Origin of the sequence: Oricola indica, assembly GCF_965227485.1 — a bacterium.
GTDB classification, from domain to species: Bacteria; Pseudomonadota; Alphaproteobacteria; order Rhizobiales; family Rhizobiaceae; genus Oricola; species Oricola indica.
Genome location: NZ_OZ245747.1, coordinates 2,139,837 through 2,154,180, shown reverse-complemented (window position 1 = coordinate 2,154,180; position 14,344 = coordinate 2,139,837). Strand labels below are relative to the sequence as shown.

The following is a 14,344-nucleotide window of genomic DNA, read 5'->3' as shown; positions in this document are numbered from 1 at the left end:
CCCGCCCACCGGTAACGCGCTTGTGTGTTGCCTTCCGTGGGGCCCCCGTTGAAACTCAACCGATAAGTTGAATTTATTCAATGACGGGGGGGAGCGATCATGGGTGAAATTACGATGGGTGTGAGCTGGCTCGGCGTTATCGCCGGTGCGATCGTGGCGTTTCTCGCGGGCTGGCTGTGGTTCTCGCCGATGCTGTTCGGCAAGACATGGGCGGCCGGTCACGGCGTCGAGCTCGGCACGGCGCAGTCCATGCCGGTTGGCGCGATGGTCACGCAGGCGATCGGCCTGCTGCTTCTGTCTTGGTTCGTCGGCGTCATGGCGGCCGGAGGCCACTTGATGACCTTCATGCTCGCGGTTGTCGCCTTTTGCGCCTTGCAGGCGTCGGGCGGCATGTTCACCAAGAAATCCGGCACAGTCATTGCCATCGACGTCGGCTACTGGCTGGTCGCCGCCGTGATCATGTTCATCGCCCAGGCGATATTCTGACGCCGCGACCGCCATCATCTTAGCCAACCGCATCGGCGATGGCCTCGCCGATTGCCGCCTGGTCGATGTCGTGCAGGCCGATGACCACCAGTTTCGTTGACCGCGTCTCGCCGTCCCGCCAGGGCCGGTCGAAATAGGTCTCGATGCGCTGGCCGACAGCTTGCACCACGAGCCGCATCGGCTTGCCCGGCACGTCGCAGAACCCCTTCAGGCGCAGCACGTCGTGATGCGCGATGATTTCTTTCAGGCCCGCAACGAAGGCGGCAGGGTCCGAGATGGACCCGGTCTCGGCGACGAAGCTCTCGAATTCGTCGTGATCGTGGTCGTGATCCTCGCCGTTTTCATGTTCCATCTCGTGATGCGACTTGCGCAGGGCGATCTGGTCTTCCGTCGCAGAATCCATTCCGAGCAGCACGTCGGCGGGCAGACGGCCATGCGTGGCGTGGATGATGTTCAGCGCGCGGTCAGTCTGTCCGGCGACACTCGCCTTTACCGCTTCCAGCCGAACATCGTCGATCAGATCCGCCTTGTTGAGCACGACCATGTCGGCGGCGCGGATCTGGTCCTCGAACAGTTCCTCCAGCGGGCTTTCGTGATCGAGCGCCTCGTCGGCGGCGCGCTGCGCCTCCAGCCGGTCGTGATCGTCGGCGAAACGTCCTTCCGACACTGCCGCGGCATCAACTACCGTCACCACACCGTCGACCGTCACCGCCGTCTTGATCTCCGGCCAGTTGAAGGCCGCCACAAGCGGCTGCGGCAATGCCAGGCCCGACGTCTCGATGACGATGTGGTCCGGCCTGTTCTCGCGCTCGAGCAGCTTCGTCATGGTCGGAATGAAATCATCGGCGACAGTGCAGCAGATGCAGCCATTGTTGAGTTCGACGATATCGTCCTCGCCGCAAGTCTCGATGCCGCACCCCTTCAGCACCTCGCCATCGACGCCAAGGTCGCCGAATTCATTGATGATCAGCGCGATCTTTCGCCCGCCGGCATTCTCCAGCAGATTGCGGATCATAGTGGTCTTGCCGGCGCCGAGAAAGCCGGTGATCACCGTGGCGGGAATCTTCGATTGCATGGTGTTATCCCTTCATTTTCAGCGGCAGGCCTGCCGCGATGAAATAAACTGTGTCCGCCGAGGCGGCGATGTCCTGGTGCAGCCGGCCCGCATGGTCGCGGAACGCGCGCGCCATCGCGTTTTCCGGCACGATTCCGAGCCCAACCTCGTTGGAAACCAGCACGACCGGGCTTTCGATGCCGTCGAGCACGGCGCGCAGCCGCGCGCTTCGCGCCGCGATATCGGCTCCGGCCATCATCAGATTTGTGACCCAAAGGGTCAGGCAATCGACCAGCAACGCCCGGCCCGGCTGCGCCTCGCGCGCAAGCGCGCCCTCGAGATCGTCCGGTTCCTCGACCGTCATCCAGTCCGGCCCGCGCCGCGCCCTGTGGTGGTCGATACGCTCTCGCATCTCGTCGTCATGGACCTGCCCCGTCGCCAGGTAGACGGGAGCGAGGCCACTCGCCTCGACCAGCCGCTCCGCAAAGGCCGACTTGCCCGAGCGCGCGCCGCCGAGGACCAGCGTGACGCCCGCAAGAGCCCCGAAGGCAGTATCTGTCGGCATGGAACGGCTCCCGTTCGCTCACGCGGGTATCCCGTTCAGACCTCAGGCCTCCCCCATGACGCCGCATCCGGCTTGAGACCCGGTCCGTTCGGGAGCTCCCCGCCCCATCGGCACGTCGTCATGGCAGGTCTCCTGGCTCATGGCCTGTGATTCGGCCCCCTGCCTTCCCGGATGTCTCCAGTGGCGCTCCGGATTGACCGGAGCAGCGGGCGCCGCGCCATTCTACAGTCGCGGGGTCGGCTGTGATGTGGACGCCCTGCTTGGGTCCGTCCGTCACATTCCCTCTTCGTCCCGCGCCGCTCGACCGGAGCGAGAACCATGACACGGCCAGTTAGGCCGCGCGGACATCGCAAGTCAATCGCGATTGCGACAAGGCCGGTCGCCGAAAGTCTCAGAGTATTTACCTAACGTTAACCAACCTTGTTACGATTTGTCGGGAAAAGCAGGACGAGACTACGCATGGCGGCCCATCCCGTCTAAACAGGCCCATATTCAAATTCATTTTCATTTTGCAAGGCATCGATGCTGGACCGCATATTCATCCCCCGCGATCTCCGCGCCTCGCTGCGCAAAACGTTGCTGTGGTCCCTCATTGTAGCCTTCCTCGCCGCTATCGTTACCCAGGTGATGTACGGCCACTATTTCCCTGAAATATATGCGAGATTCGGCCATCGCCTGCTGGTCTACGGCTTCCTCGTGACACTGATTGTCGCAATGCCTTTCATTGCGATCTTCTTTTCCATGACGATGCGGCTGAGCACGATGAACAGCCAGCTGAAGGAAATCGCACGGCGCGACGGACTGACGGGGCTGCTCAATCGCACGGCGCTGGAAAAGATCGTGCGCGACCGGTCCGGGGAGCCCCGCGAGGCGGGCGCCGATGACGATGCCCTGATCCTGATCGACATCGACCACTTCAAGACGATCAACGACACGCATGGTCACGCAGCGGGCGATCACGTCCTGCGCATGGTCGCTGTATGCATCGTCGGAAACGTGTTCGAGCGTGACCACGTTGCACGCATCGGTGGTGAGGAATTCGCGGTCTATTTGCTCGGCGCGGGCCCGACCGGCGCCGTGGAAGCGGCAGAGCGGATCCGCACGGCACTGGAGGAAAACAAGTCCTATTTCGAGGGCAAGGTCATTCGCGTGACCGCTTCCATCGGCGGAGCGCTGTATCCGCAGGAGGCCGATTTCGGGGCGATCTTCCAGGGCGCCGATTTCGCGCTCTACCGGGCCAAGCGCGGTGGCCGCAACCAGTGCGAGTTCAACGGCTTGCCGGGGATCTGGCACACACCCGAGGAAAAATCCGGCCTCGACGATTCCGACGCCGCCTGAGGCTAGAGCTACCGCGCCGCCTCCAGGATAGCCTCCACGTCGAGATGGCGTTCCATCTCCCCCGCAATTTCGTCGAGCGCAGCCTCGACGCGGCTACGATGGTCGCCACCGTCGGAGACGACGCCAAGACTATCGAGCCAGGCCGCCCGGAAAGCGCCGCTGTCGAACAGACCATGCAGATAGGTGCCGAAAATGCGGCCGTCCTCCGAGACTGCGCCATCCGGCTTGCCGTCGATCAGCGCGGCCGGGCGCGCGCAATCCGGCCCTGAGGTCACGCCGAGATGGATCTCATATCCCGTTAGGTCGACATCGAAAACCGGTGAGCGCGCCGAAACGGTCTCGACCCGTTTTTCGGGCGCCATCTCCGTTACGACATCGAGCAGGCCGAGCCCTTCTGTTTCCCTGATGTCGCCCTCGATACCGAGCGGATCGCGAACCTGCTTGCCGAGCATCTGGTATCCGCCGCACACGCCGACTACCTGACCGCCACGCGCGACATGGGCAGCGATCTCCCGGTCCCATCCGTTCTCCCGGAAGCGGATGAGATCCGCGATTGTGGATTTCGAACCGGGAATGACGATCGCGGCCGCATCTGCCGGGATGCGCTCTCCGGCCCGCACCATGACGACATCGACACCCGGTTCTCCAACAAGCGGGTCTAGGTCATCGAAATTGGCGACACGGTCGAGTATCGGCACGGCGATCTTCGCTCCGCCCCCTGAGATCGCGGCCATCCGCTCAAGCGCCACCGAATCCTCGGCCGGAAGTCGTCCCGCCTGCTTCAACCACGGAAGGACGCCGAATGACCGCCAGCCCGTATGGCGCGTGATTGCCGTCAACCCGTCATCAAACAGGCTGACATCACCGCGAAACTTGTTGATCAGGAATCCCGCGATCATGGCGCGATCGGTCTCGGGCAGGATCGCATGCGTGCCGACCAGCGACGCGATTACCCCGCCCCGGTCAATGTCGCCAACCAGGATCACCGGAACGTCGGCCGCCGTCGCGAACCCCATATTGGCAATATCGCCCGCGCGCAGATTGACCTCGGCGGGTGACCCAGCCCCCTCGGCGATCACGACATCCGCGCCGGCACGGATGCGCTCGTAGCTTTCGAGCACCGCGCCGAGAAGCTCCGGCTTGAGTTTCTGGTAATCCCGGCCCCGGGCCGCGCCCCGCACCCTGCCATGCACCACGACCTGACTGCCGGTCTCGCTTTGCGGCTTGAGGAGCACCGGGTTCATGTCGACGGATGGCGGCACCCGGCAGGCCAGCGCCTGCAGCCACTGCGCTCGGCCGATCTCCCCGCCATCTTCGGCGACGGCGGCATTGTTGGACATGTTCTGCGGCTTGAACGGACGCACGGAAAGGCCGCGATTGGTCAACAGCCGGCACAGGCCGGCGACCAGCACAGTCTTGCCGACATCTGAACCCGTCCCCTGAAACATGATGGCCCTGGTCATGCGCCACTCGCTACCGGAACGCGGTCGCGCTGGAAAGGCACGTTTGCGGCCCGGCCCTTCCTACTTGCGCCGATAGGCGACGAGACTGGCCGGCGCGAGCACGACTGTCAGCAGGACCGGTGCGATCAGCGCCAGCAGGATCTGCTGGAAGGTCACGCCGCCGCCCATCAGGCCGCGCAATGCCGTCGTTATGAAGGAAATCGGATTATGATCGACGAAGGCTCGCAGCCAGTCCGGCATCGTCTCCGGCTCGACCATGATGTTGGAGGCGAAGACCAGCGGAAAGATCAGTGTGAAGCCGATCGTCATCACCGTCATCGGCGTGCGGATCAGCAATCCCATCAGGATGAAGACCCAGCCAAAGCCGAAGCCCACGGCGAAAAGCAGCAGAAAAGCGCCGATCACGCCGAACACGCCCGCTTCGGCCCGATAACCCAACATCAGTCCAATCGTGAGAATGATGGAACCGGCGATAAAATGGCGCAGCACGTCGCCGACCATGAGGCCGGCAAACGGCGCGAGCGGCCAGATGGGCAGCGACCGAAATCGCTCGAAGAGCCCTTTGCCCAGATCCGTGCTCAACCCCATGCCCGAATAGACCGAGTTGAAAACCACCGTCTGCACGAGGATACCCGGCAGGAAGAACTGAAGATAATTGTCCGTCGATCCCGCCAGCGCTCCACCGAACACGAAGGTGAAGAGGAGCGTGAACATGATCGGCGTCATGATCAGGTCGAAAAGCTGTTCGGGAACATGTTTGAACTTCAGGATCGCGCGCCAGCCGAAGACAAGCGCGTTCGACATGCCGCCGGGACGCGCCGGCCGCTCGACATGTTTCAGCGTCGCGGGCGTGATGTCATTCATGATGCCTGCTCCTTTTCCGGCTCCGCCGGATCACCGGTCAGCGCGAAGAACACCTCGTCGAGACTGGGAGTGCCCATCGAGAAATCGGTCACGGCGATACCGTCCGCCATCAGTGCGGCGACAGCTTCGTTCGCGGCATTCGGCGTATCGGCCATAATGGACAGCGCGCCGCCCTCGACATTTCGTTTCGGCGGATGTCCAAGCTTCGCCTCCAGCAAATCCGCCGCGCGGTCGATATCCGATGCGTCGCCAAGCGCCACATGAAGGAAACCCGAGCCGATCGTCGCCTTGAGCTCGCGGCTGGTCCCCTCGGCGATCTTCCGGCCGCGGTCGATCACCGCGATACGCGCCGCCAGCTGGTCCGCTTCCTCCAGATACTGCGTCGTCAAAAGGATGGTGACGCCCGAACGCGCAAGGTCCCGGATCATTCGCCAAACACCCTGGCGCGCCACGGGGTCGAGCCCGGTCGTGGGTTCGTCGAGAAAAAGCACGCCGGGTGTCACGATCAGGGAGGCCGCGATATCCAGTCGTCTCCGCATGCCGCCGGAATAGTCCTTCACCTGCTTGTTCGCCGCGTCGGACAGGTTGAATGCCTCGAGCAGGTCCCTCGCCCGACCGGTTGCCTGACGGCCCCGGAATCCCCACAGCCGCGCCAGAAGAAGCAGGTTTTCCCGGCCTGTCAGATCCTCGTCGAGTGACGCGAACTGGCCGGTCAAGGCAATTGAAGACCGGACAGCGTCCGCTTCGTCACGCAGATCGTGACCCATCACCGTCGCTTTGCCTTCGTCCGGCGCGATCAGGGTCGCAAGCATGCGGATCAACGTCGTCTTTCCCGCCCCGTTCGGCCCGAGTACCGCGAAAATCATGCCGCGCGGAACGTCGAGATCGATTCCAGCAACCGCCTGCAGCTTTCCGAATGTCTTGACGAGGCCACGCGCGGAGATCGCGAGCGCGGCGGTGCCGCGGGGGTCCGTCGTGTCTGGAGAATTCATGCCGGAGTTTCCGCATCCATAGAAAAAAGCCGTGTGCCGGCCGCTCGTGGGGCGAGCCTATAGTCCATCCCGGCAGCCCTGCCGAGGCGGTCGCGTAAAATCTTTCGTGAACGGGATGCCATCACCAAAACCGCAGGCAACGCGGACGTCACATGCGGTCACCGGAAATCCGGTATCTGGAGTCCGCCAAAAACGCGGCGGAAGAACGAGGCTCCGGTACGCAGTACCTTCTCCGGAGATCGAGGCGTCTTGTCGCTCGCCTCGACCCGGACATTACGGGCAACAGGGTTACCACGAGGTTATTGAGACCTTAAGCAAATCTAAATCCGGCATTTTTCTCAATTAACAAACGCACATTTCGAACCATGGGGCGGCCCCGCGCCCGCATGCGCCCCGTCATCGCGGCGTTTTCGCCAACACGCGCCGTTCATCTTAAGTGCGAATAAGGCTGGTTCGCGCGAATATATTGGGTATTGATGGGCAAGGGAGAGGTCCGGGAACCAAAGTCGCATGCACCAGGGTTTCATCAGGAAAATCGGGTTGGCAACCGTCGCCGTTCTGGCAGTTGCCGCCTGTACGTCGACGCAGACGCGCGTCACGACGACCTATTACAGCATCGCCGGCGCCACTGGCGCGGATCTCGATCGCGAGATTGCATCCAAGGGGCCACTCAAGGGACACGCTCTGGCGTCCGCTGCGATCAAGTTCGTACCGGTCGCGGTTTCCTATGACGAGACCGACAAGGGCTGCGCCTACCGGCAGGCGAAATTCCGCATCGAAGCCAACCTGACACTGCCGCGCTGGCGCGACCACATGCGAAGCTCGGACCCCGAACTGCGCATCGCCTGGAGACATCTTTCGGCCTATGCCCGCGAGCACGAGGAACAGCACGTCGCCATCGCGGAGGAATATGCCCAGAAGATCGGCGAAGAACTCGAAGCCCTGTCGCCGAAATCGAGCTGCGACGCGCTGGACAAGGCCGCCCAGCGAGTTCTCAAGCGCAACCGCAACGCCCACAACCGGGCGCAACTCGCCTTCGACGCAGCCGAGCAGAAGCGCTTGTCCGCCCTGTTCGACTGACGCCTTTTCAGGCCCTTAACGCAGTTCCTTCGCCGCGAGATCGAACCCGGCACGAACCCGTTCTGCCGCCATGTCGATCGTGGCCTTCGTCCAGATCAGCGGCGGGGACATGATCATGGTGTCCATCACGGCGCGCATCATCAGCCCGTTGGCGATGGCATGGTCGCGGATCACGACGGGCGCGGAACCTTCCGGCTGGAAGCGCTCGCGCGTGTCGCGATCCTTCACCACCTCGATCGCTGCCAGCAGGCCGAATGTGCGTATCTCGCCGACCATCGGATGGTCGCCCAGGGCTGCGGTGAGCGCCTCGCGCAGATAGGGGCCGGTCTCGTCGCGAACGCGGTCGATCAGACCCTCGCGCGCGATGATCTCGATATTCTTCAACGCCACGGCGCAGGCCACCGGATGCCCGGAATAGGTGTAGCCGTGATTGAACTCGCCGCCCTTTTCCACCAATGTCGAGGCGATCCGGTCGCCGACCAGAAGCGCAGAAAGCGGCTGGTAGCCCGAGGTCAGCCCTTTCGCGGTCGTCATCGTATCGGGCTTGATGCTCATCGACTGCGCCGCGAACCACTCGCCCGTTCGTCCATAGCCGGTAATCACCTCGTCGAGCATCAGCAGCACGTCGTATTTTTCGCAGATGCGCTGGATCTCCGGCCAATAGCTCTCCGGCGGAATCTTGACGCCGCCGGCACCCTGGATCGGCTCGCCGATGAAAGCGGCGACATTCTCGGGCCCGGCCTCGATGATCGCATCCTCGACCGCCTTCGCCGCGCGCACGCCAAAATCATACTCGCTCTCGCCCGGCTCTGCGAGTTCGTATGCATAGGGGCACATGACGTGGCGGATATTCGGCACCGCGCCATGGAGCTGTTCGTGCATCGCCGTCATGCCGCCGAGCGAAGTCCCGGCGATGGTCGACCCATGATAGGCCCAGTTGCGCGAGATCACGATGTTCTTTTCCGGCTTGCCCTCCAGCGCCCAGTAATGGCGCACGAGACGCAAGGCGGTGTCGTTGGATTCAGAACCGGACGAGCCATAGAAGACCTGGTTGATATGGTCAGGCGCGATCTCGGCGAGCTTCTGCGCGAGAAGCGACGGCGTCGGCGTCGTGCAGCGGAAGAAGGAATTGTAATAAGGCAGTTCCCGCATCTGCTCGGCGGCGGCCTCCACCAGTTCCTCGCGGCCATAACCGGCATTGACGCACCAAAGCCCGGCCATGCCGTCGAGGATCTCGTTGCCTTCCGAGTCGTAGACGAACGGACCGTCGGCACGTGTGATCACACGCGTGCCCGCTTCGCGCAGGTCCTTGTGGTCGGTAAAGGGATGAAGGTGATGCGCATTGTCGATCGCGCGCAGCTGATCGACCGAATAGTTCTGATAGGTCATGAATTTCTCCTGATTGGACGGATGACACGCCTGCCGGCGCCAGGGTCGCGGTCAGGAGACGGGAGGGGGCGAATAGCCGATGCGGGCGCACAGGATCAGCAATTCGGCATGAAGCGTGCGCGGTGACGGGTTCGGGTTCATGCAGGGAAATTAGCAGGCCCTTGCCGCCTTGCAAGCACCACGATTGGAGGACCGACGGGAAACGCCCGGCATAAGCCCCCGTACCGCCGTCCGGACGCTTCCCGATTCGCGATTTCTCGGCTTGATCCTCGATCCTTAGGCGTTGGCTTCAACGATCCGAAAGTCGAGACCGCGCGGTAGCGGCGGTGCGCTGTTCGATTCCGAAAACCTCCGATCGATTCCGGAAATCGCCCGACGATTCCGAAATCCGCGCGGCCAGCCGGCCGCCGATCCCCCACATGTGAGCAACGCCGCCGCGACCTCCCGGCGTAAGGAAAGAAAGGATAGTTCGATGAACACCGGAACCCGTACAATACATCTCGCCGCAGCCGCATTTCTCGGCCTCGCAACGGCAACCGCCGCCTTTGCGCCGGCCTTCGCGGAAGAGGCGAAGAACCCGGAACAGGTCATGATCGACACCCGCACGACCGGCTCGGTTCCCGTCGCCAGCCGCAACTGCGATCCGACCGACCCGAAGGCCGGCATTGTCTGCCGCGTGACCCACGGGGAGAATCAGCCGCACTTCCCGTCTGCGCCGGTCAACCCGGCTTTCGGATTCTGATTTCGACATCCGCGCCGCCGGCAGCTTTTCGCGCGCCGGCGGATCGCCTATCTATGGGCCCATGGAACAGCAAGCCATCCCCATAGCGCTGATAGCGGACTATGCCCTTCGCGGCGGGGCAACCGGCATCACCTTGCTGATGGCCGGCCTCCTCCTCGCCACACGCCCTCTGCGAGAAGTCAACGTCTTCGGCGCGCTTTTCGCACTCGGCGCGGGCATCTACGCCATGTTGTCGGTCGAGCCGCTTCAGGGCCTGCTCGGCCCCGCCTACGTTCCGCTCAAGCTCCTCGCGATGCTGTCGCCGGCTTATTTCTGGCTGTTCATCATGGCGCTGTTCGACGACGAATTCGCCTTCAGGACATGGATGGCCGCGCCACCGGTCGCGATCGCGGCCCTCTTCCTTGTCTGCTTCCCCTTTCCGGCGACGGAACAGGCATCGAAGCTTGCGCATCTGGCCATCGTGCTGGCGCTCATGGTGCATATACTGCGCATGACCCGCTGCAATCTGCGCGACGACCTCGTGGCGGCGCGGCGTCAGTTTACCGGTATCGTCGTCTTTCTCGTACCGCTGGTCTGCCTCGCCATCGGCGTGATCGAGGTCTACGAGCTTTTCAACCTGCGCGGCGGTTTCGCGTCGCCGGCTATCGCTGCGATGCTGCTCTGTGTGAGCGCGGCCTTCGCCTTCGGTATCGCCGGCATTCGCAAATCGCTTTTCCCCCAGCCGGTCGCGTCGGCTCCACAGCCCAATGGCACGAATTCGGCAGCCGACCGGTTCGATCTGGCACGGCTGGAAAAGCTCATGAACGAGGGCATCTATCTCAATTCCGGCCTGACCATCGGCGAATTGGCGAACCGCATGAACATGCCGGAACACCGTCTGCGCCGCCTGATCAACAAGGGCCTCGGCTACCGCAACTTTGCCGCCTTCATCAACGATCACCGAATAGAGGAGGCACGCCGCCGGCTTTCCGAGCCCGAAACCGCGCGCGAACAGATCACCAGCCTGGCTTTCGATCTGGGGTATTCCTCGCTCGCACCATTCAACCGCGCTTTCCGAGAACGCATAGGAATGAGCCCATCGCAATACAGGGAAAAGGCGCTCGCGACCTCGTGAGTGCCGCGCCCTCGCGCATTGACTGTCGCGTCGGGGAATGGTTGGAGTTCGCCGGTCTTTTCCAACGGGCTCTCGATGCGCCAGCGTTTCCTCGCCTTGTGTTCCATACTCGATATCGTCGCCAGCGTCGTCTGCGGGCTGGCAGCGATCGTGCTGGTTTCCGCCGTCCTCGCGATCGTGGTGCTGCGCTACGGCTTCGGCACCGGCTTCATCGAACTTCAGGAACTGGCGGGCTACGCCTTCGCCGTGCTGCTGGTGTTCTCCGTGCCGGTCTGCCTCGCCCGCGACGGCCATGTGCGCGTCGAGATCGTCTCCGAGGCGCTCGGCGACCGCTATGTCGCCTGGGCGGATCGCGTCGCGCTCGTGCTTTTCCTGATCCCCGCATTCGGGTTGATCGTCTGGGCCTACTGGCCGGAACTCGCTTATAGCTGGCAGATCCGCGAGGGATCGATCGAAACCGGCGGCCTCGGCGGGCTGTTCCTCGTCAAGACGGCTTTGCCGGTCGCCGCGACGCTGACCATTCTCCAGGGCATCGCCGCCGTGCTGCGCCCGCGCCCGGCCAGGGAACTGCTCGGGTGACGGCGCACGAGATCTTTCTCGCCCTGATGGTCCTCGGCCTGTTCGCCGGGATCCTCAGCGGCATTCCGGCGATGCTGGCCATCGCCGGCGTCCCTCTCGTGACCGCCGTTATCGGCCACCTTTTCGGCGCGTTCGATCTCGGCTTCCTGTCCTTCTTCCCGGCGCGCGTCTGGGGCATCATGTCGAACAACCTGCTGATGGCGGTGCCGCTTTTCGTCCTGATGGGCGTCCTGCTCGAACGCGCCCGCCTCGCCGAGGACATGCTGGGCGTCCTCGCGCGCATGATGGGCGGCAGCACGCGCGGCATGGGCCTGTCCGTCCTGTTCTTCTCGGCCATGATCGCGGCGGCGACGGGGATCATCGGGGCGACCGTCGTCATGCTGGTGCTGGTCGGCCTCAAGCCGATGCTCGACGCGGGGATCTCGAAGCGTCAGGCAAGCGGCCTGATCTGCGCATCAGGCACGCTTGGCCAGATCATCCCGCCCTCGATCCTGCTCGTCCTGCTCGGCGACCAGATCGGTAACACCTATCTCGAAGCCCAGCAGAAGGCGGGTAATTTCGCGCCGCAGCCGGTCTCCGTCGGCGACCTGTTCGCGGGCGCCTTGATCCCGGGTCTCGTCCTTGTCGGGCTCTACGCGCTCTATCTCTTCTTTGCGCTGCGCCCGCGCGCCGATGCGCCGCCGCGCCGGCAGGCCGAACGCGTCTCCCGCACCGAGATCGCCACCACCTTCCTGCCGCCGATGCTGCTGATCCTAGCCGTTCTCGGATCGATCCTAGGCGGCATCGCCACCGCCACCGAAGCCGCCGGCCTGGGCGCGATCGGCGCCATGCTGCTGGCCGCCTTCAAGGCCGCGCCGCACCGCGCAGAACGGGTTCTGATCGTGGCGACGGGCCTTGCCGCCTTCGCACTCGTCGCGCTTCAGGTTGCGGGTCTCGGCCGTAATACGGGCAGCGGCGTCGCGGGGCTGTTCGCCGTCGCCGCCGGCGCACTGATCGCCATCGGCACGCTCGCCGCCGCAGTCCGGCTGTGGCGCAAGGACACGCTCCGTTCGGCGCTGATGGAAACCATAAAGATCTCCGGCATGGTATTCGGCATCGTCATCGCGGCTTCGCTTCTGTCGCTGGTCTTCCGCGGCTTCGGCGGCGATCACCTTGTTACCGAACTAATCGGCCACCTGCCCGGCGGCCATTTCGCGGCGCTCGCGATCATCATGCTGCTGGTCTTCTTCCTCGGTTTCATTCTGGAAGCCGTCGAGATCATCTATGTCGTGGTGCCCCTGCTCGGACCGGCCGTGCTCGGAACCGATATTTCGCCCGTCTGGTTCGGCGTTCTGATGGCGATGAACCTGCAGACATCCTTCCTGACGCCGCCCTTCGGCTTCGCGCTGTTTTACTTCCGCTCCGCCGCGCCGCGCAGCATCACCACGATCGATATCTACCGTGGCGTCATCCCATTCGTGATCCTGCAATTGATCGCGCTCGCCATCCTTGCGGCGTTTCCGGAGCTTGCCACATGGCTGCCGCATGTGATCTTTGGCTAGAAAATCCAACCAACCTCAGGGAGGCATCATGAAACGCAGAACATTCCTGACCAGCGGCGCAGGCATCGCCGCGGCATCCACGCTCGCGGCCCCCGCCATCGCGCAGGGCAAGGTCCAGTGGAACATGGCTTCGGCCTTTCCCAAGGCGGCGCCGGGCGTCGGAACCAACGTCACGCGCTTCGCGGAACTCGTCGGCCAGATGTCCGACGGCCGCCTGGAACTGACCGTCTACGGCGCCGGCGAACTCGTGCCGCCCTTCGGCGTCGAAGATGCCGTGCAGCAGGGCAACGTGCCGGTCGGCCATGGCCCGACCTACTACGCCGCCGGCAAGAACCCCGCGCTGCACTGGTATACCGGCGTGCCATTCGGCATGACCTCGAACGAGCAGTTCGCCTGGATCAAGTGGGGCGGCGGCCAGGAAATCTGGAACGACATCTACGCCCAGCGCAACCTCACGCCGTTTTATTGCGGCAACTCCAACACCCAGTCCGGCGGCTGGTTCAAGAATCGCATCGAAAGCCTCGACGATCTCAAGGGGCTGAACATGCGCATCGCAGGACTCGGTGGCGAGATGCTGCGCAAGCTCGGCGTCAACGCCGTTCTGATGCCGCCGACGGAGATCTTCCAGGCCCTGCAGTCCGGCACGATCGACGCCGCAGAATGGGTCGGCCCGATGCTCGACCAGGCTTTCGGCCTGCAGAAGATCACGAACCTTTGCTACGTGCCGGCCTATGCCGAGCCGGGCGCCGGCGTCGCGGTCGTCTTCAACTCCGATGCCTGGGCCGAACTGCCGGCCGATCTCCAGGCAATCTGCGAAGCGGCGTCCTACGCAGCAGCGCTCGAGATGCATGCCCAGTTCGACTACTTCAACGCCCAGGCGATGCAGCAATTGAAGGACGGCGGCGTCGAATTCCTGAACTTCCCCGAAGAAGTGGTCACCGCGATGCGCGGCGCATGGGAGGAAGTCAAGGAAGAGCTCAAGGGCCAGAACGCCGACGTGGCGACCGTGGTGGAAAGCTACGACGCGTTTCTCGGCCAGGCCATCGCCTACAGCGCGGCGATGACCGAACCGATGCTCGCCGGCCGCGCCTGACCGCGCCGACAACGCCAAACAACGCCCTCCCGGCCCGCCGGGAG

At 63.6% G+C, this 14,344-nt stretch carries 14 protein-coding genes and 1 riboswitch; of the genes, 8 read left to right on the top strand and 6 right to left on the bottom strand.

The genetic code is table 11. The features are described from left to right. The first annotated feature begins 99 nt into the window (after positions 1 to 99). Positions 100 to 486, top strand: coding sequence for a DUF1761 domain-containing protein (locus ACQK2M_RS10850; protein ID WP_425417815.1), 387 nt, complete (start codon positions 100 to 102; stop codon positions 484 to 486). A gap of 19 nt (positions 487 to 505) precedes the next feature. Here the strand turns inward: ACQK2M_RS10850 and cobW are convergent, their stop codons facing one another. Then, on the bottom strand, positions 506 to 1,561 hold the full coding sequence (gene cobW, locus ACQK2M_RS10845) for a cobalamin biosynthesis protein CobW (RefSeq protein WP_425417814.1): 1,056 nt from the start codon (positions 1,559 to 1,561) through the stop codon (positions 506 to 508). A 4-nt stretch (positions 1,562 to 1,565) separates the two neighbouring features. Continuing rightward, positions 1,566 to 2,105, bottom strand: a complete 540-nt coding sequence (gene cobU / locus ACQK2M_RS10840; RefSeq protein WP_425417813.1) for a bifunctional adenosylcobinamide kinase/adenosylcobinamide-phosphate guanylyltransferase — start codon at positions 2,103 to 2,105, stop codon at positions 1,566 to 1,568. Positions 2,106 to 2,210: 105 nt separating this feature from the next. Continuing rightward, positions 2,211 to 2,441, bottom strand: a riboswitch (cobalamin riboswitch). 186 nt (positions 2,442 to 2,627) lie between these two features. Between cobU and ACQK2M_RS10835 the strand changes: the two genes are divergently transcribed. Further along, positions 2,628 to 3,443, top strand: a complete 816-nt coding sequence (locus tag ACQK2M_RS10835; protein WP_223475448.1) for a GGDEF domain-containing protein — start codon at positions 2,628 to 2,630, stop codon at positions 3,441 to 3,443. Between the two features lie 8 nt (positions 3,444 to 3,451). On the opposite strand, the gene ACQK2M_RS10830 is transcribed toward ACQK2M_RS10835, so the two are convergent. The 3 genes from ACQK2M_RS10830 to ACQK2M_RS10820 are packed head-to-tail and all read right to left on the bottom strand — an operon-like array spanning position 3,452 to position 6,762. Next, positions 3,452 to 4,906 carry a cobyric acid synthase gene (locus tag ACQK2M_RS10830; protein ID WP_425417812.1) on the bottom strand — a complete coding sequence of 485 codons (1,455 nt, stop codon included), beginning with the start codon at positions 4,904 to 4,906 and terminating at the stop codon, positions 3,452 to 3,454. A gap of 60 nt (positions 4,907 to 4,966) precedes the next feature. Beyond that, positions 4,967 to 5,770 (bottom strand): ABC transporter permease, encoded by an 804-nt coding sequence (locus ACQK2M_RS10825; protein ID WP_425417811.1) that lies wholly within the window; start codon positions 5,768 to 5,770, stop codon positions 4,967 to 4,969. Continuing rightward, entirely contained in the window at positions 5,767 to 6,762 is a 996-nt protein-coding gene (locus tag ACQK2M_RS10820) for an ATP-binding cassette domain-containing protein (protein ID WP_425417810.1), read from the bottom strand. The genes ACQK2M_RS10825 and ACQK2M_RS10820 overlap by 4 nt, the downstream gene beginning before the upstream one ends. 540 nt (positions 6,763 to 7,302) lie before the next feature. Here ACQK2M_RS10820 and ACQK2M_RS10815 point away from each other — a divergent pair. After that, on the top strand, positions 7,303 to 7,842 hold the full coding sequence (locus ACQK2M_RS10815) for a DUF922 domain-containing protein (protein ID WP_425417809.1): 540 nt from the start codon (positions 7,303 to 7,305) through the stop codon (positions 7,840 to 7,842). 15 nt (positions 7,843 to 7,857) lie between these two features. Here ACQK2M_RS10815 and ACQK2M_RS10810 read toward each other — a convergent pair whose 3' ends face one another. Then, a complete protein-coding gene (locus tag ACQK2M_RS10810) occupies positions 7,858 to 9,231 on the bottom strand; it encodes an aspartate aminotransferase family protein (protein WP_425417808.1) in 1,374 nt (457 codons plus the stop codon). 472 nt (positions 9,232 to 9,703) lie between these two features. Between ACQK2M_RS10810 and ACQK2M_RS10805 the strand changes: the two genes are divergently transcribed. The 5 genes from ACQK2M_RS10805 to ACQK2M_RS10785 all read left to right on the top strand — a co-directional run bounded on the left by ACQK2M_RS10805 (position 9,704) and on the right by ACQK2M_RS10785 (position 14,300). Then, positions 9,704 to 9,973 (top strand): hypothetical protein, encoded by a 270-nt coding sequence (locus ACQK2M_RS10805; RefSeq protein ID WP_425417807.1) that lies wholly within the window; start codon positions 9,704 to 9,706, stop codon positions 9,971 to 9,973. A 61-nt stretch (positions 9,974 to 10,034) separates the two neighbouring features. Then, entirely contained in the window at positions 10,035 to 11,087 is a 1,053-nt protein-coding gene (locus tag ACQK2M_RS10800; RefSeq protein WP_425417806.1) for a helix-turn-helix domain-containing protein, read from the top strand. 75 nt (positions 11,088 to 11,162) lie between these two features. After that, complete coding sequence (locus ACQK2M_RS10795) at positions 11,163 to 11,666, top strand: TRAP transporter small permease subunit (protein WP_425417805.1); 504 nt, start codon at positions 11,163 to 11,165, stop codon at positions 11,664 to 11,666. Next, the gene (locus ACQK2M_RS10790; protein WP_425417804.1) at positions 11,663 to 13,207 is read left to right on the top strand and encodes a TRAP transporter large permease; all 1,545 of its coding nucleotides are present in this window, start codon (positions 11,663 to 11,665) and stop codon (positions 13,205 to 13,207) included. Before ACQK2M_RS10795 ends, ACQK2M_RS10790 begins: the two co-directional genes overlap by 4 nt. Positions 13,208 to 13,235: 28 nt before the next feature. Further along, entirely contained in the window at positions 13,236 to 14,300 is a 1,065-nt protein-coding gene (locus ACQK2M_RS10785) for a TRAP transporter substrate-binding protein (RefSeq protein WP_223475458.1), read from the top strand. Positions 14,301 to 14,344: the final 44 nt, after the last annotated feature.